At 62.5% G+C, this 16,883-nt stretch carries 28 protein-coding genes; 17 read left to right on the forward strand and 11 right to left on the reverse strand.

Annotated elements, in window-relative coordinates:
- Window positions 1-4: 4 nt before the first annotated feature.
- The 10 genes from ACN6PJ_RS27785 to ACN6PJ_RS27830 form a co-directional block, all read right to left on the reverse strand.
- On the reverse strand, window positions 5-1,807 hold the full coding sequence (locus ACN6PJ_RS27785) for a hypothetical protein (protein WP_427998984.1): 1,803 nt from the start codon (window positions 1,805-1,807) through the stop codon (window positions 5-7).
- Complete coding sequence (locus ACN6PJ_RS27790; RefSeq protein WP_427998985.1) at window positions 1,807-2,082, reverse strand: hypothetical protein; 276 nt, start codon at window positions 2,080-2,082, stop codon at window positions 1,807-1,809. Before ACN6PJ_RS27790 ends, ACN6PJ_RS27785 begins: the two co-directional genes overlap by 1 nt.
- Window positions 2,079-2,657 (reverse strand): DUF3486 family protein, encoded by a 579-nt coding sequence (locus ACN6PJ_RS27795; RefSeq protein ID WP_241049028.1) that lies wholly within the window; start codon window positions 2,655-2,657, stop codon window positions 2,079-2,081. The genes ACN6PJ_RS27790 and ACN6PJ_RS27795 overlap by 4 nt, the downstream gene beginning before the upstream one ends.
- 3 nt (window positions 2,658-2,660) lie before the next feature.
- A complete protein-coding gene (locus tag ACN6PJ_RS27800; RefSeq protein ID WP_174715696.1) occupies window positions 2,661-2,969 on the reverse strand; it encodes a hypothetical protein in 309 nt (102 codons plus the stop codon).
- Complete coding sequence (locus ACN6PJ_RS27805; protein ID WP_427998986.1) at window positions 2,959-3,351, reverse strand: hypothetical protein; 393 nt, start codon at window positions 3,349-3,351, stop codon at window positions 2,959-2,961. Before ACN6PJ_RS27805 ends, ACN6PJ_RS27800 begins: the two co-directional genes overlap by 11 nt.
- A 111-nt stretch (window positions 3,352-3,462) precedes the next feature.
- On the reverse strand, window positions 3,463-3,897 hold the full coding sequence (locus ACN6PJ_RS27810) for a hypothetical protein (protein ID WP_427998987.1): 435 nt from the start codon (window positions 3,895-3,897) through the stop codon (window positions 3,463-3,465).
- Window positions 3,894-4,514, reverse strand: a complete 621-nt coding sequence (locus ACN6PJ_RS27815; protein WP_427998997.1) for a transglycosylase SLT domain-containing protein — start codon at window positions 4,512-4,514, stop codon at window positions 3,894-3,896. Before ACN6PJ_RS27815 ends, ACN6PJ_RS27810 begins: the two co-directional genes overlap by 4 nt.
- Window positions 4,515-4,522: 8 nt before the next feature.
- Window positions 4,523-4,906, reverse strand: coding sequence for a putative holin (locus tag ACN6PJ_RS27820; RefSeq protein ID WP_427998988.1), 384 nt, complete (start codon window positions 4,904-4,906; stop codon window positions 4,523-4,525).
- Between the two features lie 117 nt (window positions 4,907-5,023).
- Window positions 5,024-5,707: a hypothetical protein gene (locus ACN6PJ_RS27825; RefSeq protein ID WP_427998989.1), complete on the reverse strand. Its 684-nt coding sequence runs from the start codon at window positions 5,705-5,707 to the stop codon at window positions 5,024-5,026.
- Window positions 5,704-6,159 carry a helix-turn-helix domain-containing protein gene (locus ACN6PJ_RS27830; RefSeq protein WP_174715690.1) on the reverse strand — a complete coding sequence of 152 codons (456 nt, stop codon included), beginning with the start codon at window positions 6,157-6,159 and terminating at the stop codon, window positions 5,704-5,706. The genes ACN6PJ_RS27825 and ACN6PJ_RS27830 overlap by 4 nt, the downstream gene beginning before the upstream one ends.
- 106 nt (window positions 6,160-6,265) lie before the next feature.
- Between ACN6PJ_RS27830 and ACN6PJ_RS27835 the strand changes: the two genes are divergently transcribed.
- The 17 genes from ACN6PJ_RS27835 to ACN6PJ_RS27915 all read left to right on the forward strand — a co-directional run bounded on the left by ACN6PJ_RS27835 (window position 6,266) and on the right by ACN6PJ_RS27915 (window position 16,672).
- Window positions 6,266-6,517 carry a helix-turn-helix domain-containing protein gene (locus tag ACN6PJ_RS27835; RefSeq protein WP_174715689.1) on the forward strand — a complete coding sequence of 84 codons (252 nt, stop codon included), beginning with the start codon at window positions 6,266-6,268 and terminating at the stop codon, window positions 6,515-6,517.
- Window positions 6,514-6,717 (forward strand): hypothetical protein, encoded by a 204-nt coding sequence (locus ACN6PJ_RS27840; protein ID WP_427998990.1) that lies wholly within the window; start codon window positions 6,514-6,516, stop codon window positions 6,715-6,717. Before ACN6PJ_RS27835 ends, ACN6PJ_RS27840 begins: the two co-directional genes overlap by 4 nt.
- A complete protein-coding gene (locus ACN6PJ_RS27845; RefSeq protein WP_174715687.1) occupies window positions 6,714-7,019 on the forward strand; it encodes a helix-turn-helix domain-containing protein in 306 nt (101 codons plus the stop codon). Before ACN6PJ_RS27840 ends, ACN6PJ_RS27845 begins: the two co-directional genes overlap by 4 nt.
- Window positions 7,016-7,246, forward strand: coding sequence for a hypothetical protein (locus ACN6PJ_RS27850; RefSeq protein ID WP_174715686.1), 231 nt, complete (start codon window positions 7,016-7,018; stop codon window positions 7,244-7,246). Before ACN6PJ_RS27845 ends, ACN6PJ_RS27850 begins: the two co-directional genes overlap by 4 nt.
- Before the next feature lie 5 nt (window positions 7,247-7,251).
- Window positions 7,252-8,133: a DUF3102 domain-containing protein gene (locus ACN6PJ_RS27855; protein ID WP_174715685.1), complete on the forward strand. Its 882-nt coding sequence runs from the start codon at window positions 7,252-7,254 to the stop codon at window positions 8,131-8,133.
- 10 nt (window positions 8,134-8,143) lie between these two features.
- Complete coding sequence (locus tag ACN6PJ_RS27860) at window positions 8,144-9,964, forward strand: integrase catalytic domain-containing protein (protein WP_427998991.1); 1,821 nt, start codon at window positions 8,144-8,146, stop codon at window positions 9,962-9,964.
- A gap of 9 nt (window positions 9,965-9,973) precedes the next feature.
- Complete coding sequence (locus ACN6PJ_RS27865) at window positions 9,974-11,164, forward strand: ExeA family protein (RefSeq protein WP_174715683.1); 1,191 nt, start codon at window positions 9,974-9,976, stop codon at window positions 11,162-11,164.
- Entirely contained in the window at window positions 11,155-11,457 is a 303-nt protein-coding gene (locus ACN6PJ_RS27870) for a hypothetical protein (RefSeq protein WP_427998992.1), read from the forward strand. The genes ACN6PJ_RS27865 and ACN6PJ_RS27870 overlap by 10 nt, the downstream gene beginning before the upstream one ends.
- The gene (locus ACN6PJ_RS27875; RefSeq protein WP_427998993.1) at window positions 11,447-11,728 is read left to right on the forward strand and encodes a hypothetical protein; all 282 of its coding nucleotides are present in this window, start codon (window positions 11,447-11,449) and stop codon (window positions 11,726-11,728) included. Before ACN6PJ_RS27870 ends, ACN6PJ_RS27875 begins: the two co-directional genes overlap by 11 nt.
- A 1-nt stretch (window position 11,729) precedes the next feature.
- Entirely contained in the window at window positions 11,730-12,092 is a 363-nt protein-coding gene (locus ACN6PJ_RS27880; RefSeq protein WP_174715680.1) for a hypothetical protein, read from the forward strand.
- An 8-nt stretch (window positions 12,093-12,100) separates the two neighbouring features.
- Window positions 12,101-12,913, forward strand: a complete 813-nt coding sequence (locus tag ACN6PJ_RS27885; RefSeq protein ID WP_343499615.1) for a DUF3164 family protein — start codon at window positions 12,101-12,103, stop codon at window positions 12,911-12,913.
- Window position 12,914: 1 nt separating this feature from the next.
- The gene (locus ACN6PJ_RS27890; RefSeq protein ID WP_174715678.1) at window positions 12,915-13,181 is read left to right on the forward strand and encodes a hypothetical protein; all 267 of its coding nucleotides are present in this window, start codon (window positions 12,915-12,917) and stop codon (window positions 13,179-13,181) included.
- A 176-nt stretch (window positions 13,182-13,357) separates the two neighbouring features.
- Complete coding sequence (locus ACN6PJ_RS27895; protein ID WP_174715677.1) at window positions 13,358-13,750, forward strand: Mor transcription activator family protein; 393 nt, start codon at window positions 13,358-13,360, stop codon at window positions 13,748-13,750.
- 41 nt (window positions 13,751-13,791) lie between these two features.
- Window positions 13,792-14,490, forward strand: coding sequence for a DUF7168 domain-containing protein (locus ACN6PJ_RS27900; protein ID WP_174715676.1), 699 nt, complete (start codon window positions 13,792-13,794; stop codon window positions 14,488-14,490).
- Between the two features lies 1 nt (window position 14,491).
- Window positions 14,492-15,103 carry a gp16 family protein gene (locus ACN6PJ_RS27905; protein WP_427998994.1) on the forward strand — a complete coding sequence of 204 codons (612 nt, stop codon included), beginning with the start codon at window positions 14,492-14,494 and terminating at the stop codon, window positions 15,101-15,103.
- 611 nt (window positions 15,104-15,714) lie between these two features.
- Window positions 15,715-16,302, forward strand: a complete 588-nt coding sequence (locus tag ACN6PJ_RS27910) for a hypothetical protein (RefSeq protein ID WP_241049015.1) — start codon at window positions 15,715-15,717, stop codon at window positions 16,300-16,302.
- Window positions 16,295-16,672, forward strand: coding sequence for a hypothetical protein (locus ACN6PJ_RS27915; RefSeq protein WP_241049014.1), 378 nt, complete (start codon window positions 16,295-16,297; stop codon window positions 16,670-16,672). The genes ACN6PJ_RS27910 and ACN6PJ_RS27915 overlap by 8 nt, the downstream gene beginning before the upstream one ends.
- 13 nt (window positions 16,673-16,685) lie before the next feature.
- Here the strand turns inward: ACN6PJ_RS27915 and ACN6PJ_RS27920 are convergent.
- On the reverse strand, window positions 16,686-16,883 hold a 198-nt coding region (locus ACN6PJ_RS27920), incomplete at its 5' end, for a hypothetical protein (protein ID WP_427998995.1).

The raw sequence follows: 16,883 nt of genomic DNA on the forward strand, positions 1-16,883 counted from the left end.
GGTCTCAACCCAAACCTGCGAGGGATCCCTGGCCGACCGAAGCCACAGGAACCCGTTTACAAGCGTTTATAAATGGCCTCCAGAGGCGAGTTGGGGTCAGCGTAGCCACCCCCCCAAAAAAACGCCCCAAAACGCCGGAAATTTGAATTGCCACACGCCAAGCGCCGTCACCCGCCCAAGGCGTGTCGTCGTCGATCTCGGTCGGCAGCGAATCCCACCGGGCGGTTTGCCGCGGTACCGAGGTGTAATCGATCGGCGCCGAGAGATTGAGCGAGGCGAACCACAGCAACGCCAGCATCACGGCCGAGTCGCCGTGGCGGACAAGCTCCGGATCTTTCAAATCCTTGCGACGCAGTTTCACGACCATCGGAATGCCCTCGACATCTTCAATGGAGCGCAGATCCGCCGACACGTTCACGTCGCGCGGCAAGTCGATCATGCCGTCCTCGAAGCCCTGGATCAGCTTGGGCATCCATGTTCCATACCAGGCGCGGTTCAGTTTGATCTGGTGCACGTGGTCATGGCCGAACTTGTCGGCGGTGTATTCCGCGAGCGTCTCACCCGACCCCGTGGCATCCATGGCGCCGCCGCACCGGCGCGGTAGCTTGTCGATGACGTGCCAGATAATCTGCTCCTGCTGTCGCGTAGGAACCTTGTGCATTTCGATGATGAACGGCACGCGCCTGAGCAGGTTCGATTCCAACTGTGCGGCGCCGAAGATCGAGAAGTCCCGGTGGCGCGCGAAGTCCTGCGCGAAGACCGTCTGCAGCTTCGGGTCAAGCGATACCAGAACAGGATCCACATTGCGCCGGATCCAGTCCTCGACGAAGGAGCGGCGCTCCGCCTCGGACTTTCGTACGAAGTCATCGTCCAGCGCCAAACGCAGGACCGGCCGCTCTTCCCGCATGGCATTTTCAATCCATACGCCAGGCAAGCTCACGCCGCTACCGTCGCGCGGGATCGCATCCAGTTCTTCGCGCATGGCGGCCTTCCGCACACCGTAGGCGTTGCGGATCTTCGAGTACCACTCCTTCTTTCCACCTTCAGTGGGCGTGGTGCCTTTCATGAAGCACACACGCTCATACAGACCGTTGGCGACCGCGTCGTCAAACGTGACCGTCACCACGACTGCATCCGCGCCATAGCGGCCTGCCTCAATGTCCCGGCACAACTGGGCGAAGGGATTGTTCTTGCCGTTGTGGGAGCTGATGATCGTAATCTGGCCGCCCCAAATGAGCAGTGCGGTAGCCGCATCCAGCACGCCTTGAACGTCGGGATGGAAGGCCGCTTCGTCGATGACGACGTGCCCCTGCAGGCCTCGGATGTTTGCGGGTCGGCTGGACAGGGCACAGACTTGGAAGCCGCTCGAGAACCGAATCCGGTAGGCAGTGATGTGCTTGGTTCGCCCACCTTCGTCCTGGTCCTCGAACAAGAACTCTTCGACGCCCGACACCCCTTCGCCCTGCGCGCGCGCGATGACCCGCGCGAATTTGGCGCAGTAGCCGATCGCTTCAAGGCCCTTTTCCTTCGTGTCGCCGATGTAATAGACGTTGTCGCCGCCGGCGGACTTCCGCGCCGCAGCGACCAGGGTCTTGTCCAGCATGGTGCCGAACGTAATGCCAGTGCGCCGGCCCTTCGGAATCGCGATGATCGATGCGCGAAGCGCGGCAACTTGGCGCTGATGCAGCATCAGAATGCCATCTGCGAGCGGATTGAAGCTGTCCGAGATCGAGCGGACGCTCGCGGGGAGATCGTCCCATTCGAGGACCCGGAGCGTTGACGCGAGCGGCTGGATAACGGCGCCCATCAGGAATCGTCCTGCGTAGGTTCAATGGCGCCGGTGATCACGATGGGGACGCTGATGTCCCGGTACGGCGCCAGTTGAGCAGCGCACCAGGCAAACGCCGAGTACAGATGCCCGACCAGGCTAAACGTCCATTCCGGGATGCCGTTGCGCTCGGCGACCAGGGGCGCTTCATCAAGGATGTTGCCCACGTATATCGGCACCAGGCCGCAGAACCAGCCGTAGTGGGTGAAGCGCGTGCCCAACTGCTCGCGCGGTACGGGATTCAGGATGCTCATGATGCGTTGATCCCCAGGAATTCACGCCTCCAGAAGTCGACCTGGCCGGCGTCCATGCCGCGAGCGCGGGCGACCTCTTGCAGGTTGGCTTCCTGCTGCGCCAGGAGCTTGCGACGCCCGGCCTCTTCAGCCTCGGACTGGAAGCGCTTCAGATTGACGGAGCTGCGGGCAAGGGTTGCGATGTTCTTCGCCGCCTTGCTGAGCATCTCGACGCGCGCACCCGGATCCTCCGTGTCGTCGGCCTCCTGCAGTTCGATGATCGCCTCGAAGAGTTCCGTCTGCACCAGCGCCGTCAGCGCCTCGCTGCGCGCATCCAGTTCATCACCGGCGTGGGCGCGGATCAGTTTCGCCGCTTCGGTGCTAGCGCGGATAGCCGCCAGACGCCGTTCGAGCTTCTGGCCGTAGCGACCGATGGCGCTGCGGCTGGGCAACTGCCCGGCATTGGCTTCGGCCGGGAATTGCTCACGCAGGTCCGAAATCAGGCTGTCGAGCGTATGGCAACCGGTGGCCAGCTGCGCCTCGATGTACGCCTTGATCTCCTCAGGGAGACGGTGAATGCTGCTTTTTCCGGCCATGGCTTACCAGTACTTGGCAGGGCGAGCGATTCCCGGCTCGCAGTTGATCGTGTACTCGGCGATGTCGGTGCCGTACCGCGTCAGGTCGGCGAACCATTTGCCGTCCGGGCGCTTTTCCAGCTTGACCAGGTCGCGGTCGAATAGATAGTCCAGCTCACGACGGAGCTCCAGCGGCGTCGCATCCGGGTACTCGGATTGCGCGACCGACAAGATCGGCCCTTCAAACGCCCCGATCGGACGGGCATTGTTCAGCGTGAGCAGGATGAGCCAGCGAAGCGATTCGCGGCGGGCACGGGCCAGGTCAATTTGCATGTGGTTTCCCATCTAAAACTCCCCGCAACTGCAGGTTCTCAATCTTCACTGCCAGGCCGTCGAGTTTGGCTTCGACGATGCTCTGGCCGCGGATGTGGTCCTCGCGTCGGACGTAGTTCAATGCGATGTCCCGCTGCATCTCGAGGACCTCGCGCTCGAGACGTTGCCATTCACCGGCTTCGGCCTTGGCCGACTCCTCAAGTTTGTCGAGTCGGACCTGGACCTGCCGATGGTCTGCCGAGCGCGCCGCGTCCTGTGCCTGGAACCGAAGATCCAGGTGCCGAAGGATCTGCGCCAACAGCACTCTCCCAGCACCGGCACAGGCTCCGATAAAGCACAGCAGCAGCGAAATGAGCTGCCATAGTTCCAGTTCGACCTTCACCGTTTCCCCGCTGGCTTGTTGATGTAGTCCACGGTATCTACGTGCTTGGCTGCGCAGGCGCCGTAAAGGCCGTACATGCCTTCGAGAGCGAGCGCCGCCGCGGCATCGGTGTCATCGACCGGCCGTATCACCGGCTGGCAGCGCGCGGCGAGTTCCGCCGGCAGCGAGACCGCCGGCTGCAAGTGCATCGGCACGGTCGGCCGCGGCGCCGAGAATCCGCATGCTGTCAGCATCGAAGCGGCACACGACAGCACCAGGGACGCGAGATTTCGCGATCGCATTTTTCAACTCCGTGTTCGAGTTCTTGTTCTGCAGTTCGAGACCGTTCAGCGCGGTCCGCACGTCTTTGCTGACCGCGGCGCCTTCTTCGACGCTCGCACGTACCTCGCGCAGGTCATCCGTCAGCGAGGCAACCTGACTCGAATCGTGCGCCGATTGCGTTTCGAGGACCCCGCGCTCATGTCCCTTCGATTCGCCATACCAGTAGCCAGCGCCTCCTGCGGCGAGGCAAATGGTCAGCGCCCATCCCAGCACGGTCGGATTCATTGGCATGCTCCAGGGCCCCAGCCCGCGGCGACGTAGATTGGTTGATGGCGGCGGATGATGCGATCGGGATAGCCCCGGTTCTCGCGCCAGTTGGCCGCAGAGCGGCCCGAATTGACTGTCTCGACCGACCTCCACCACACGAGCGGGTCGAGTCCCGAACTCGATGCTCGTTTCTGGTCGCGCGAGATCCAGCCCAGGCCGCCGTTGTAGGCCGACAGTGTCATCGCCATGCGCTCACAAGCATCACGCGCCCGGATGCGCTCATAGAGATGCCGGTCATAGGTCACTAGCGCACGGAGCGCCCACGAGGGGTTGAACGGCGTGTTGGAGGCCAGCTCGGGGTACAGCTCAGCGATCCATGCGGACGTAGCGGGCATGAACTGTGCCATCCCCTGGGCGCCGACCATCGACACTGCGTTGGGACGCCAACCGCTCTCCTGGTGCACTTGCGCCGCAAACGTCGCGACAGGCGCATCCATGCCCCAAACCAGACGGGCATTACGCACCAGTTCCGCTCGGTACTGGTGCGCCATCCGGGGCACATCGGCGGCCGGCGCGGGCAACGCCGTGCAGCTCGCTGCGAACAGCGCGAGCAACTGCCCAAAGCCAAGAAACATGCGGCGCATTACAGCCCCAGCGCCACAGCCACGATGACCGCTGCCGTGATGACGGCACGGCGGATAGTCGCCACCATGAAGAGATGATGGTAGCCGTCAGCGATGGGGTAGTCGACGCGGTGTGTCCCGATACACGGGCCGCATCGCCAATCACGCAGCAGGTAACCGTCCGGCCGACCATAGGGAAAGAGCGCGCGGTCGATCCAGTAGCCACCGGCGGCGGCCAGGCTGACGAGGTTCAGCTTGTAGATGACGACGGGGACCTGCTGGGGGGAAACAATGCCGATCGCGGCGACCAGCAACGCGGCGATGATGAGCCACGTGGTGAGGCGCGGCAGCCGGTTCCACAATGGGATGCGGGGGTTGGGTTCGCGCGTTTGCGAAGACGACATGGCAGCACTCCAGGACGAATAAAAGGGCGGCAAGCAGAATGAACCTGCATCGTGCCGCCCTCGCGCCTGGGGTGCTATTAAACGGATTTACCGCGAAACTTTACAAACAAGAACCTATTATCTTTTCTGGTTTGCCGCTTCGATCGCGGATCGCAGCGACGCAGGGCATGTCCACGTGTTTTTGCCAGCAACTAGACAACTCGCCGGCAGCTCATCGCCGCGTTCTGCCGGGCCCTCTACAGTAATGGTTTCTGCGGGAGGGACGTCGATGCTCAACTGGCAATCGCGCAGCCCCTCACTGTAGGCTTGCCAAGCGCTGTAGAGCACGTCCGCTTTAAGCTGGCTTCCGAGGTGGCTCTGCCACAGTTGCTGGGCGAATATGGCCACCCCGCGGCAGCTCGCGAACGGCCCAAACGGCTCAGATAGTTCGTCAGCACGCCGCACCAACGCGGCGAACTTCTTGCCCTGCGCTGGCACCGCTGGAGAAAGCCCATTCTGCCAATAGGCGCGCAGCAGTGGAAGCGCAGCTTCCACCTCTTTCCGAACATCTCGTGCCAGCGTCTCGGCTGCTTCCTTCTTTTTGGTGTATTCAACCAACTCCGTATCAGGTGTGATGGTCCAGCCTTGTGCAGCGGCTTGCAATGCGGCTGTGGCCAACAGAGCTCCAACCAGCACCTGACCTTGACATTGCAGCCGTCGCGCTTTTTTTAAGGTCGAAAGTGGTCCGGGCGCCTCGATGGAGACACGAAGTTTTCGCACTCGATGAACTACGAGGCTGGCCAGCTTAATCGCGACGCTCATTTCTTCTTCCTCCCCACACTTATCACCGTATCGCGCTGCTTCAATTTTTTTGCGACAGGACCGGATGATTCTTCAATAAAGATGTCGATCTTGCGTACCTTGGTCGGAGCGTGGCCCACACCTCCACCCAGCGCCATTGCCGCTGCGGTGCGACGCAACGCCTCTCGGTCTTTGGATGAACACGCATCGTAGTCGGAGATCAGCGCGCGATGCTCAGGCGCTATCGGATCTGGCGGCGTGAAGCTGCGGTTTCCAGTGAGTACGTACAGGATATCGACGCCGCATGCAGACATGCCGGCAAGTGTCTTCGCTCCCGGTTCCGCACCGCCCTCGTACTTCGCCCACATTTCGCGGCGAATCCCTACGGCGTTGGCGGCCTGCTGCTGGGACAAGCCGAGGCGTTCCCTTTCTTGCTTGAGCCTGGCGCCGGCTTCTTGAGCATTAAAAGACACAGATAGCACCCCTTGACTTGTGCATTTAAATGCACAACAATTGAGCCTCAAGAACCCGCCCGGTTCCTGACCCTTAAAACAACACCCCGCGAGGATAGCAGACGCCATGCATCCTGAATTGATCAAGGCCTCGATTCGTATGAAGGGCACCACGCCCACTGCGCTGGCCGCCAAGCTGAAGGTCGCACCCACGACCGTCTTCGAAGTTATCTCCGGCCGCACTCGGTCTGCGCGCATCGAGCGCGCGATCGCCGATCTGATCGGCCAGCCCGTTTCCGTCCTGTGGCCCGGCCATGCCCAGCCCAAGCGGATCAACCGCCGCCTCAAGTCCACGGTCGCGCGGCGGGCCGCGGCATGAAGGTCGCCGTCACCTACACCCGCACCGCCGACAACCGTCCTCTGGTCGTCCTGGACGGCGGTCCGTTCAACGGCGTCGAGTTGACGTTGGAGCGTTTGCATATGCTCGCGCGCCAACTGGACGAAGCCGCGTTTATCGCCGAGCGTCGTCCCGTCAAAGGCCGCCACTTCATCCCCGCAACTACGGAGTTCACGATATGAACGAAGCGCCCATCAACAGCGCGCAGCGCGTGCTACGCATCTTGAAGGCATTGCGCGGCCACACCTTGACTGGCCTTTCCAACCAGGAGATCGCGGCGATGACCGGCGAATCGCCGACGAACGTCACGCGTGCGCTGGCGACCCTGATGGTCGAGGACTTGGTCGTGAAGTACGACAGCGGCCGCTACGCGCACGGCGTGGCGATGCTCCAGATTGCGCAGGCCCACGTCGACCACTGCGCCCGCATGACCTCCCGCATCACCGAGATCAACCAGCGTATCGCCGCAGGGGCGCAGTCGTGACCCAGGCCCCCCCGGTCGACCATCACTGCACCGTCGATATCTACATCGCCGGCCGATCAGATTGCCGCGTCCGCGTCAATCGCATCCCGACGGCTGATGCGCACGTTGCCATCTCGATCGCCCGACGCGTGCTGGATGAGGTCGCCAAGCACAGTTCCGAGCCCCAGGCGCTGCGCATGGAGCTCATCGAAGTCACTCCCATCCACGAAGCCACCATAAAAGGATAGTCCCCATGGCCCGTCCGAAGAATCTTTCCTCCGTCGCCGAGGACACTGCAAAGCCGGTAACCGGCATCGAAGCCGATCAGGCCCAAGCAGCCGAGCGCTCCGCGCTCGTGATCAAGCAGTTCGGCGATGGCCTGCCTTTCGATCTGCCGCGCTATGAGCATGTCATTCGCACGCACCTGGCACGCAGCGCCGATGAGATGCTCGCCGCTGGCCGCGCCCTAATCGTGGTGCGCGAACACGTCCCGCACGGGGAATGGCGCGAATTCCTGGGTCGCCTGAACATCGATCACACCCTGGCCAAGCGGATGCAACAGGCCGCGCTCAAGTTCTCAAATGGTGCGACGTCGCACCATTTGATTGAGGCCGCTGGTAACAAGTCGAAACTTATCGAGCTCCTCGTGCTCGACGACGACCAGGTCGCCGAACTCAACGACGGCGGCACCGTCGCGGGCATCTCGCTCGATGACGTCGCCAACATGTCCGTGTCGGAACTGCGCAAAACGCTGCGCGAGGCACGCGCCGAGGCGGAAGCCAACGAGAAGCTGCTTTCGGAAAAGAACGACCAGATCGACGTGCTCAAGAAAGAGCGCGACGCAGCGAGCCGCCGTATCAAGGCTGAAACGCCCAACGAGCAGCTGGTGGGGCTGCACACGGAGATTGAAGCCGAGCTCGTCGGTCTGGAGGCGTCCATCAGCGGCAAGCTGTCCGAGGGCTTGGAGAAGCTGTGCGCCGCGTACAACGCAGCTGGTGAGGGCGGCACGCAAGGTACTGCGCTGATTGCCTCGGGCCTGCGAGCCCTGCAACAGCGCATCGAAGACCTGTTCAACGAGTTCGAACTGCCCAAGGGCGACAGCGACACGTTGCCGGCCTGGACGCAGGGCGAGTAAGGGGACGAGGATGGGAGCCCCCGCCAACGCCGTTATCGCGGAAGAACTGGCAATGGTCGCCCGTGCGTGGCGTGAGGCCCCGCATGGTCGCAAGAGCGCCATCGTGGCCGAGGCGGCCACGCGCCTGCAAATGTCGCCGGCCAAGCTGTACCGGCGCCTGGGAGACCTAGTCACCAAACCAACGCGCAAGCGTCGTGCAGACGCTGGCAAGACCGCGCTGCCGGTTGAAGAGGCCAAGCTCATCGCTGCCGTGTTGCTGGAGCACATGCGCAAGAACGGCAAGATGCTCAAGAGCGTCGATGCTGCCGTGGAAGTGCTGCGTGCCAACGGCATGATCGAAGCTCTGCGCCTGAATCCAGCCACGGGCGAACTGTCTCCGCTGTCGGTATCCACGATCCGCAAGGCCCTGCGCACCTATCGGCTGCACCCTGAACAACTGCTCGCCCCGGAGCCCGCCATGAGTTTGCGCAGCCTGCATCCCAACCACGTGTGGCAGGTTGATGCATCGCGGTGCGTACTTTTCTACCTGCCGCGCTCGTCGACCAAGGACAAGTCGACCAAGGACAACGGCTTGCGATTCATGGACCACAAAGAGTTCTACAAGAACAAGCCCGCCAACGTCATCCGCGTGATCAATGAGTCCCTGTGGCGGTATGTGGTCACCGATCACACCAGCGGCTGGCTGTACGCGAGCTATGTCACCGGCGGTGAGAATGCGGCCAACCTGGTCGACGTGATGATCGACGCCATGCACCGCCGTGACGGAGAGGCCATGTACGGTGTGCCGACCATGGTGATGCTCGACCCTGGCTCGGCCAACACCAGCGCCATATTCAAGAACCTCTGCAAGGCGCTGCGCGTTCACGTGCAGATCAACGAACCCGGCAATCCTCGCGCGAAGGGGCAGGTCGAAAAGGCCCAGGACATTACCGAGCGCGACTTCGAGTCGACACTTCGCCTACTGCCTTCGGACAATGTCGACAGCCTGGAGAAAATCAACGCGCTTGCCACCCGCTGGCGCCGATACTTCAATGGCACCCGCGTCCACACGCGCACTCGACGCACGCGAGACTCGGCCTGGCTGCACATCACGCCCGAGCAGTTGGTGATTCCGCCTGCGGCAGACCTCTTGCGCTCCCTCGCCCTCAGCGCCCCTGAGTCCCGGGTGGTGTCCAGCCATCTGCGCGTCAGCTATCGCGGCGCGGACTACAACGTCGCCACGGTGCCGGGCGTGTGCGTGGGCGAAAAGCTGCTGATCTGCACGAACCCATGGGCGCAGGAATCCGCCCAGGTAGTTATGAGCGACGACGCTGGCCACGAGGCCTATCACGTGATCGAGCGCGTTGCCTATGACGACTTCGGAATGGTCGCCGACGCTCCCGTGATCGGCACGAACTACGCTCGCCATGCGGACACGCCGGCGCAGGCGAATGCGAAGGAGCTCGAACTGTTGGCCACGGGCGCGGCGACGGAAGCCGAGGCGAAGGCCTCTCGCAAAGCGCGCACCGTGGCCTTCGGCGGGCGTATCGATCCGTTTGCCCATATCGACAAGGCCTTGGAAAGTGCGCCCACCGCCATGCCTCGCAGGGGACGCGCTCACGACCTGGTCGCACCCGCGATCCAGCTTCCGCCGCTCTCGCATATTCAAGCGGCCAAGCAACTCAAACCGGAGTTCCCTGACTGGTCGCCAGAGCATTACACGCGCCTTCAGGCGCTGTTCCCCAACGGTGTTCCCGCTGACTCCATCGACGCTGCCGCTGAGGCCCTGCGTGCAGGCATGGCGCCGGCATCCGATCAACCCGCCATCGTGCACATCGTGCGCGCCGCATAGGAAAGGGCGATGAAGCAACCGCTGAAACTCAAACGGATCATGGCCGACCTCGGTCTGGCCCAAAGCCTTCTGGCCTCTGTCGCTGGCTACAGCCCGGCGACGATCGCCCAGCTCAACAACTACGGCACCTGGCCGCGAGCGGCGCGCCAGTACCGGCTGCGCGAAACCATCATCAAGTTTTTGAAAGACAACGGCGCGACCGATGCACAGATCGCCGTGGCCTTTGAAAAAGAAACGCCACCGCAGGTCAGTGCGGTGGCGCCCGATCAACAGCCCACCACCATCAATGAGGACGATGTCATGTCGATTCGCAAGCAGATTCTACACCGCGACACGCTGCGCCATTTCAAGCTGCCCGCCAGCCCGTTTGAGGAAGTCGGTAGCGCCGACGAGTTCTATACCAATGAGCAGCTGCGGTACACCCGCGCCCAGCTGATGGACGCCTGCAAGCGCGGCGGCTTCGTCGCGGTCGTCGGTGAGTCGGGCTCCGGCAAGACCACTTTGCGCCGCGACCTGCAAGAACGCGTCCAGCGCGCCGACCTGCCTATCCAGATCATCCGCCCGTATGTGGTCGGAATGGAGTCCGACGACGTCAAGGGGAAGACGCTGAAGGCCAGCGCGATTCTGGAAGCGATCATGGCCACGATCGCACCGCACGAGCCCCTTCGCGCCAGCAGCGATGCTCGTTATCGCCAGCTGGAGAAGCGCCTGGCCGAAAGTCATCGTACCGGCGTCCGGCACGTGGTTCTCATCGAGGAGGCGCACGCACTCCCCAAAGCGACCCTGCGCCACCTGAAGCGGTTTGTTGAGCTGGAGGATGGATTTGCGCGCCTCCTGAGCGTGATCTTGCTGGGTCAGAACGAACTCGGAGAGAAGCTCGATCCGCGCGATCCCACGGTGCGCGAAGTCGTCCAGCGCTGCGAAATCATCAACCTTCCACCGCTGGGAGAGCATCTGGAGGACTACCTCAAATTCCGCCTCAAGCGGATGGGCGTCGAACTGTCCACGGTGGTCACTGCTGACGGCCTGCAGGCCTTGCGCGAGCGTTTGTCGCCGCCCACGCCGCGCGGCCATACCGAGCGCTCGTTCCTCTACCCGCTGGCGGTGCACAACCTGCTGACGGCGGCCATGAACCTTGCAGCGGAAAACGGCGCGCCCGCGGTGAGCGCCGACATCGTGATGGAGACGAAATGGAACTAATCGACAACACCACCGGGCCGCGGTTCTTCACTCCGGTCCGCATCGAGCGGTTGGCCATCGCCAACGCCGCGGTGCGTGCGCTGCGTGCGCTTGGCCTGACCGTGACCGACGAAGAGCCGTTTCCCGAGGATGGCGGCACCTCCATCCTCCAGATCGACTTGCACGGCATGCCTCCGGAATACCTTCGCGGGCTGTGCGATGCGTCCACTTGCCATGCCGATGGCCGGATCACTGCTCAGTTCTTGGGCGTCCGCCTGGTTATGCGTCGAGGCGAGGTGCGTCATGACCGTTGAAATTAAGGCCGGCCCCACCGTCGCCAATCCCAACGCGTTCGGATCGGTCGACGAGCTGCGCAAACAGCTGTTCATCGCGAACAAGAACCTGATGGACCTGTTCTTCGAGCATTGCAAGCTCGACGCCGCCTACAGCGAAATGGGCAGGATCCTCTCGGAGATCATGCATGCGCAGTTGCGTGGTGACCAAGAGACGGTTGAGCGGGTCATCGCGGCGACGATCGAACGCACGAAGGCATCCTTTCTGCCTGACGGCGCCATGAGGCATTGAGATGGCACGCGCCCGCGCCTTGCATGTCTTTCAGGTTGCCGCCGCAGGCGTGCGGCTGCGCGTCCGCGTACTGCCGCATGTCGTCGATGTCGACGCGGAATACCGCGAAGGCCGGCGCCGCGCCTTGGGAAAGGTGGTTCACGGGTATTTCCACCCGGCGCCTCACGGGCACCGGGTGGTCGGCACCGTTGCGATACCTCTGGCCGGCAGCGATCTTCGTGAGGTCGTGCCTCATGAGGTTTCGCACGCCGTCATCTACCACCTGCAGGGCGTGAGCGCTCGGGACGACGAGGGCGCGGCCAACGCTATCGGCCTGCTGTGCAAGGCCATTTTTTCGAAGCTCGCGGCGCTGGGCGCCGCCTAGGAGAAACCATGAATCAAAGCCAGTTCGCCGCCGCCACGGCGCTCCACAAGATCCACAAGATCCAGGCGGTGCTAGTGCGCCACTATGAGTCAGGCAGCACGCTTTCCAAGCACGAGGCGCTGACCCAGATCGCGAGCATCGTGGGTGATGCCGTGAGCGCTGACGTCCCGGCCTGGGCGTCCCTCGGCGTCGAGGGCCAAGCCCCCGACCAGCCCGAAATCCCGCCGGGATTTCGTCTCAAGGCCGATGGCTCCTATGTGCCGGAGGCGATGGTCGCGGACATTGACAAGCTGCGCGACCAAACGATCAATATGCTGATCGCGCAGGCCAAGGCGAAGAGTGCCGACCTGGCTGCGTTCAAGGCGCAGGCGTTTAGCGACATCGAAGCCTTTCGCGAGACGAGCCTGGAGCAGTATGGCGTGAAGTCCCGCAGCATCAAGGGAAACCTCACGCTCACGTCTTTCGACGGCCGTCGCATGATCAGGCTGCAGATCCAGGACCGTCTCGTTTTCGACGAACGTCTGCATGCGGCCAAGTCCCTGATCGACGAGTGCATTACATCCTGGTCGGAGAGCGCTCGCGACGAGATCAAGGTCTTGGTCAACGATGCGTTTCGGGTCGACCGTGAGGGGGAGATCAACACGGCGCGTGTGCTGGGCCTGCGCCGCCTTCCCATCAAGGACGATCGCTGGCAGCGCGCGATGGCAGCGATCAGCGATAGCGTCAGCGTGGCCAGCAGCAAGCCGTACGTGCGCTTCTACGAGCGGGTCGGTGATTCCGACCAGTACACGGCCATCAGCCTAGATATCGCGGTGGTGTGACATGGACCCGAACCCCATCGACGGCATGACAGTGGAACTCGCGGACGCCGGCCAGGACTTCCTGGAGTTCGATATCAGGGCCGGGCGCATTGTCGATACCCGGCCGTTTCAGGCGTTCGCTTGGAACGGAAAGCTGGTGCTCAACGAATCCATCGCAATCGGCGACCACATCGATCTGAAATTCTCCGAAGGTCCCCGGACGGTGCTTTATCCGGTGATCGCTATCCGCCCCTTGGCGAAGGTCCAGATCGCCCCGCTGGATGTATGACCCCGCTCCTTCCCCAAGCGATCAGGGGGCCGCGCACGGGTAAATGCGCGGACGGTCCAGGCCTGGCCGGGCGGGCTTACAGATCGACCCCGGACACCTTTGACCTTTCCGTGTACAGCACGCTTTCTGAAACGCCTTGCTTGGCAGGACGTTCCGGTAAGCGCCAGGAGCCACCCATGCCCATCAACTACGACGATCCCCCCTCCGTTCGCCGCCGGCACAAGACGCTGCAGGAGATGGCCGAGATTTTCGGCGTTTACCTGATGGACAGCCTCCAGATTACGGCCGAGGAAGCCGCCACGAAGGGCGACGAGCTCGTCGACCTAGTGCACCGTCACTACAGCGGCCAGAGCCTCTATTTCCCGAAGGATCGCGGCTACGTCCGACTGGAGCATGACACCTACATCTGGCAGCACCTACGCCGGGGAAACGCCTCGGAAATCGCCGCCCATCTGGGCGTGAGCTACGTGTACGTGTACCAGCGTTATCGCGTCATGTTGGCTGAGGCACGGCGGCGCTCGCAGCCCCAACTACCAGGTCTTGATTCCGAGGAGGGGGCGAGCGCCTAGCGCCGGCCCCTTCGTTTCCCCTTGAATGAGTATCCACCGCTATGAACAGAGACGACATTCTCCGCAAGATCCAGAAGTGTTTGGCACTTGCAAAATCCGGAGTTGCAGCCGAAGCCGCTGCGGCCTTGCGCCAGGCCCAGGCGCTGATGCGCGAGCACGGCCTGTCCGAGCTCGAAGTATCGGCCGCACGTGCTTTGGAACTGCCCGTACCAGCCGGGGCCACCGTGCCCACCCGGCACGAGGCGAGACTGGCTGGGATGGTTGCAGACTCGTTCGGGTGTGAGGTGATTCTCCACGCCTCGTCCGGCTTCTTCGGCAGTCACTCGACATGGTTGTTGATCGGCTGCTCGCCTGCAGTCGATGTCGCGCAGTACACGTTGCAGGTGCTGTTTCGGCTGATGGCGAAAGCGCGCAAGGGACATATCAAGGACAACCTCAGGCGCTGCGGACCGAAGAGCAAGACCGCTCGTGCTGATGTTTTCTGCCAGGGGTGGGTGCTGGCCGTCGGGCAACTTGTTTCACGCGTGGAGCGGACGGACGAGCAGGAGGCTGCAGTGCTGGCCTACGTGCAGTTGAATCACCCGGGCCTGGAGCAGTTTACGCCGCGTGCCCGGCACGTAAAGCACCAGGGGCATACCTGGGCCGATCATGCCGCTGGCGTCCGTGCCGGCCGCGACGTCCAGTTGCACGAGGGTGTGGGCGCGGATGCCGCGCCGTTGATGCTTGGACACGGGGGATAGCATGGCGATCTCCACCACACGCGGTGCTGAACGGCAGCGACTGATACGTCTTGTACACATCGCTCGCCGCGAGTTGAAGCTCGACACCGAAACCTACCGGGCCGCGCTGCAGGCCGCGACAGACGGCAAGAAGGATTCGTGCTCGCTGATGAGTGCGGCCGAGCTGCAGCAGGCGTTGGACCACTTCAAGCGTTTTGGCTTCAAGGTGCGGCTCAAGGCGCGGCCCAGCCGCCCGGTTGATCTGCATGCCACGAGCAAGAAGATCCGAGCGCTGTGGTTGCTGCTTCACGACCTTGGCGCAATCGAAAACGCCTCAGAGGAGGCTCTGGCTGCATACGTGAAGCGCATTACGGGCGTCGAAGCGCTGCAATGGATTGATGGGCGCCAGGCGGAGCGCACGATCGAGTCCATGAAGAAATGGGCCACTCGATTCCTGCGCGGGGGCATTGAACGCATGCTCGAGCAAGCGCGCATGCTCGATCTCGACCAGCCCACTCGGAAGAACATTGAGATCAAGCTGAATCTGGCCTACCAGCGCAACACGTTTGATCCGATGTTGGAGGCTTGGGAGGCGCTGGTCTTCACGTTGAAGCGGGAGGCCAGCAAGGCATGACGAAACTGCGACGCGCATCCATTCAGACTGAGCTGGGCATAGAAATTCAGTGTTCCCAGTGCAAAGAGTTTTGGCCGGCCGATGGAGACTTTTTCTTTCTGTCGAGAGGCGTGCCTCATTCCTGGTGCAAAGCGTGCTACCAGAACCACCCGAAAGCCGCCGAGCGAAAGCGGCGTTGGGTGGAAAAGCAACGTGCGAGCCGCGCGGCTCGTGGTGAAAACGGCCAGCCCGGCCAGGCGGAGGGACTGTAGAAATGTGTGGAAGCAATTCGCTTTTTTTCCTCGTTCTGTGCGGTTTGTTGTTCTTGCTTCTGGGTTTCTTGGTTTGGCTCGAAGCGAGGGACCCGGCGAGCCGCGGTCGGCACGCCGACCTTCGCGATGAATGTATGACGGCTACCCCACGCCCGTTGGGCAGCCTGCAAACCTATCCATGCCGCTCCGCGGCTGGCTTTCATTTCTGGGTGCCGGAAAGCCCGAACTCTTCGATACCGGTATGCAGCCGCTGTCATCTTTCGGTGTCGGAACTCGGGCTTAACGGCAGCGATGGCCCACCGGCATGCCGGGATTGCTCCGCTGATGGCTCGCGTAGTGCTACCACCAAGGAACCGACCAATGACTAACCCGAACAACGCCGCGCAGGCGGTAGATCAAGAAATCGAAGCAATCATGGAACAGGCGCAGGTCTTCGCATCGGCCTGGTCGTTCCTTGGTGGCCCATTCGACAACGGCAGCGGCCTGGAAACTGCCGAACGCGAGAAAGCGAACCTGCGCGCCCTGCTGTACAAGCTGCGCGCCCCTGTAGCCGTGCGTCAGTCTTGGCCCCGCGCCGGAAAGTTGGAAATCGAGTGCGATCCCGATCGGTTCGGCGCCGCTCATTGGCATATTACGGACGGCTTCCACCACGCCATAGGGGCTACGCCCAACGAAGCGCTGAACCGCTTTTATCACCATATCGCAAACGCCCCTGTAGCCGGGGAGGCGGTAGCGTGCCTGCGCCGGCGGCGTGAGGGGAGTGAGTGGGGCCATTGGACGCCCGCAACGGTAGAAGACGGCCAGCGCGTAACCGGGCTTCGGTCCTGGCAAGTCCGCTGGCTGGTGGATGCCGCGCCCCAGGCCTGCATGGCCTTGGTGGAAATCCGTCTGCCCTATGGCACTCCCATATCCGGTTGGCTGGAGCTCCCGTGGAGAGATGATGGCTGACCTGCACCTGGTGCTGCCGTGGCGCGGGTACACTATCAAGACTATCGTGCATCCGCACTTCGGTGCGGCCCCGGTTCGGGTCTACGCAATCGCCTTGAGAACCACTGGTCCAACACTGAGCCACAAGGAAATTATGGACTCTCTACCTAACAACACTCCTGCTGACGGACTCGACCCCGTGAACTTCGATCGTCTCAAGCTGACAGAGGATGGTCGGCATTTCGTTCGGATCCCCACTGACGAGCAGGCGCTTTGTGCACATGCGTGGGGTAGCGAGAGCGACATTCTCGGTGCCGGCGCAATATGCACCAAGTGCCACTACAGGCCAGGGCTGCTTGCACGCCGCCGCGAAGACGGCTCCCGTTATTGATGATGCGGCCGGGCTAAATTGCCCGGCCAAATAATGTAAAGCCCTTGCAATTCCATCCCGATAAATCCCATCCCATCCCGCGGTATCCCGGATTTATCTCAGCGTCTCCCCCGGATTTATCTCTCTCCTCTTCAGCATGAGCGCCCGCGGAATGGACGATGCCCAGGGTCAGGGCGAGGGCATACGGCGCAACGGCATGCCGCGCTTGCTT

The organism is Achromobacter sp. (genome assembly GCF_050285585.1).
Classification (GTDB): Bacteria; Pseudomonadota; Gammaproteobacteria; order Burkholderiales; family Burkholderiaceae_B; genus Achromobacter.

Excerpts from the sequence above, each read along its gene's own strand:
- ACN6PJ_RS27880 (WP_174715680.1), top strand. The coding sequence starts at position 11,730 with ATGGCACGCGCCCGCGCCTTGCATGTCTTTCAGGTTGCCGCCGCAGGC.
- ACN6PJ_RS27890 (WP_174715678.1), top strand. The coding sequence starts at position 12,915 with ATGGACCCGAACCCCATCGACGGCATGACAGTGGAACTCGCGGACGCC.
- ACN6PJ_RS27825 (WP_427998989.1), bottom strand. The coding sequence starts at position 5,707 with ATGAGCGTCGCGATTAAGCTGGCCAGCCTCGTAGTTCATCGAGTGCGA.
- ACN6PJ_RS27910 (WP_241049015.1), top strand. The coding sequence starts at position 15,715 with ATGACTAACCCGAACAACGCCGCGCAGGCGGTAGATCAAGAAATCGAA.
- ACN6PJ_RS27835 (WP_174715689.1), top strand. The coding sequence starts at position 6,266 with ATGCATCCTGAATTGATCAAGGCCTCGATTCGTATGAAGGGCACCACG.
- ACN6PJ_RS27860 (WP_427998991.1), top strand. The coding sequence starts at position 8,144 with ATGGGAGCCCCCGCCAACGCCGTTATCGCGGAAGAACTGGCAATGGTC.
- ACN6PJ_RS27820 (WP_427998988.1), bottom strand. The coding sequence starts at position 4,906 with ATGTCGTCTTCGCAAACGCGCGAACCCAACCCCCGCATCCCATTGTGG.
- ACN6PJ_RS27900 (WP_174715676.1), top strand. The coding sequence starts at position 13,792 with ATGAACAGAGACGACATTCTCCGCAAGATCCAGAAGTGTTTGGCACTT.
- ACN6PJ_RS27785 (WP_427998984.1), bottom strand. The coding sequence starts at position 1,807 with ATGGGCGCCGTTATCCAGCCGCTCGCGTCAACGCTCCGGGTCCTCGAA.
- ACN6PJ_RS27865 (WP_174715683.1), top strand. The coding sequence starts at position 9,974 with ATGAAGCAACCGCTGAAACTCAAACGGATCATGGCCGACCTCGGTCTG.
- ACN6PJ_RS27870 (WP_427998992.1), top strand. The coding sequence starts at position 11,155 with ATGGAACTAATCGACAACACCACCGGGCCGCGGTTCTTCACTCCGGTC.
- ACN6PJ_RS27810 (WP_427998987.1), bottom strand. The coding sequence starts at position 3,897 with ATGAATCCGACCGTGCTGGGATGGGCGCTGACCATTTGCCTCGCCGCA.
- ACN6PJ_RS27845 (WP_174715687.1), top strand. The coding sequence starts at position 6,714 with ATGAACGAAGCGCCCATCAACAGCGCGCAGCGCGTGCTACGCATCTTG.
- ACN6PJ_RS27790 (WP_427998985.1), bottom strand. The coding sequence starts at position 2,082 with ATGAGCATCCTGAATCCCGTACCGCGCGAGCAGTTGGGCACGCGCTTC.
- ACN6PJ_RS27800 (WP_174715696.1), bottom strand. The coding sequence starts at position 2,969 with ATGCAAATTGACCTGGCCCGTGCCCGCCGCGAATCGCTTCGCTGGCTC.
- ACN6PJ_RS27905 (WP_427998994.1), top strand. The coding sequence starts at position 14,492 with ATGGCGATCTCCACCACACGCGGTGCTGAACGGCAGCGACTGATACGT.
- ACN6PJ_RS27840 (WP_427998990.1), top strand. The coding sequence starts at position 6,514 with ATGAAGGTCGCCGTCACCTACACCCGCACCGCCGACAACCGTCCTCTG.
- ACN6PJ_RS27895 (WP_174715677.1), top strand. The coding sequence starts at position 13,358 with ATGCCCATCAACTACGACGATCCCCCCTCCGTTCGCCGCCGGCACAAG.
- ACN6PJ_RS27795 (WP_241049028.1), bottom strand. The coding sequence starts at position 2,657 with ATGGCCGGAAAAAGCAGCATTCACCGTCTCCCTGAGGAGATCAAGGCG.
- ACN6PJ_RS27875 (WP_427998993.1), top strand. The coding sequence starts at position 11,447 with ATGACCGTTGAAATTAAGGCCGGCCCCACCGTCGCCAATCCCAACGCG.
- ACN6PJ_RS27915 (WP_241049014.1), top strand. The coding sequence starts at position 16,295 with ATGGCTGACCTGCACCTGGTGCTGCCGTGGCGCGGGTACACTATCAAG.
- ACN6PJ_RS27815 (WP_427998997.1), bottom strand. The coding sequence starts at position 4,514 with ATGTTTCTTGGCTTTGGGCAGTTGCTCGCGCTGTTCGCAGCGAGCTGC.
- ACN6PJ_RS27855 (WP_174715685.1), top strand. The coding sequence starts at position 7,252 with ATGGCCCGTCCGAAGAATCTTTCCTCCGTCGCCGAGGACACTGCAAAG.
- ACN6PJ_RS27885 (WP_343499615.1), top strand. The coding sequence starts at position 12,101 with ATGAATCAAAGCCAGTTCGCCGCCGCCACGGCGCTCCACAAGATCCAC.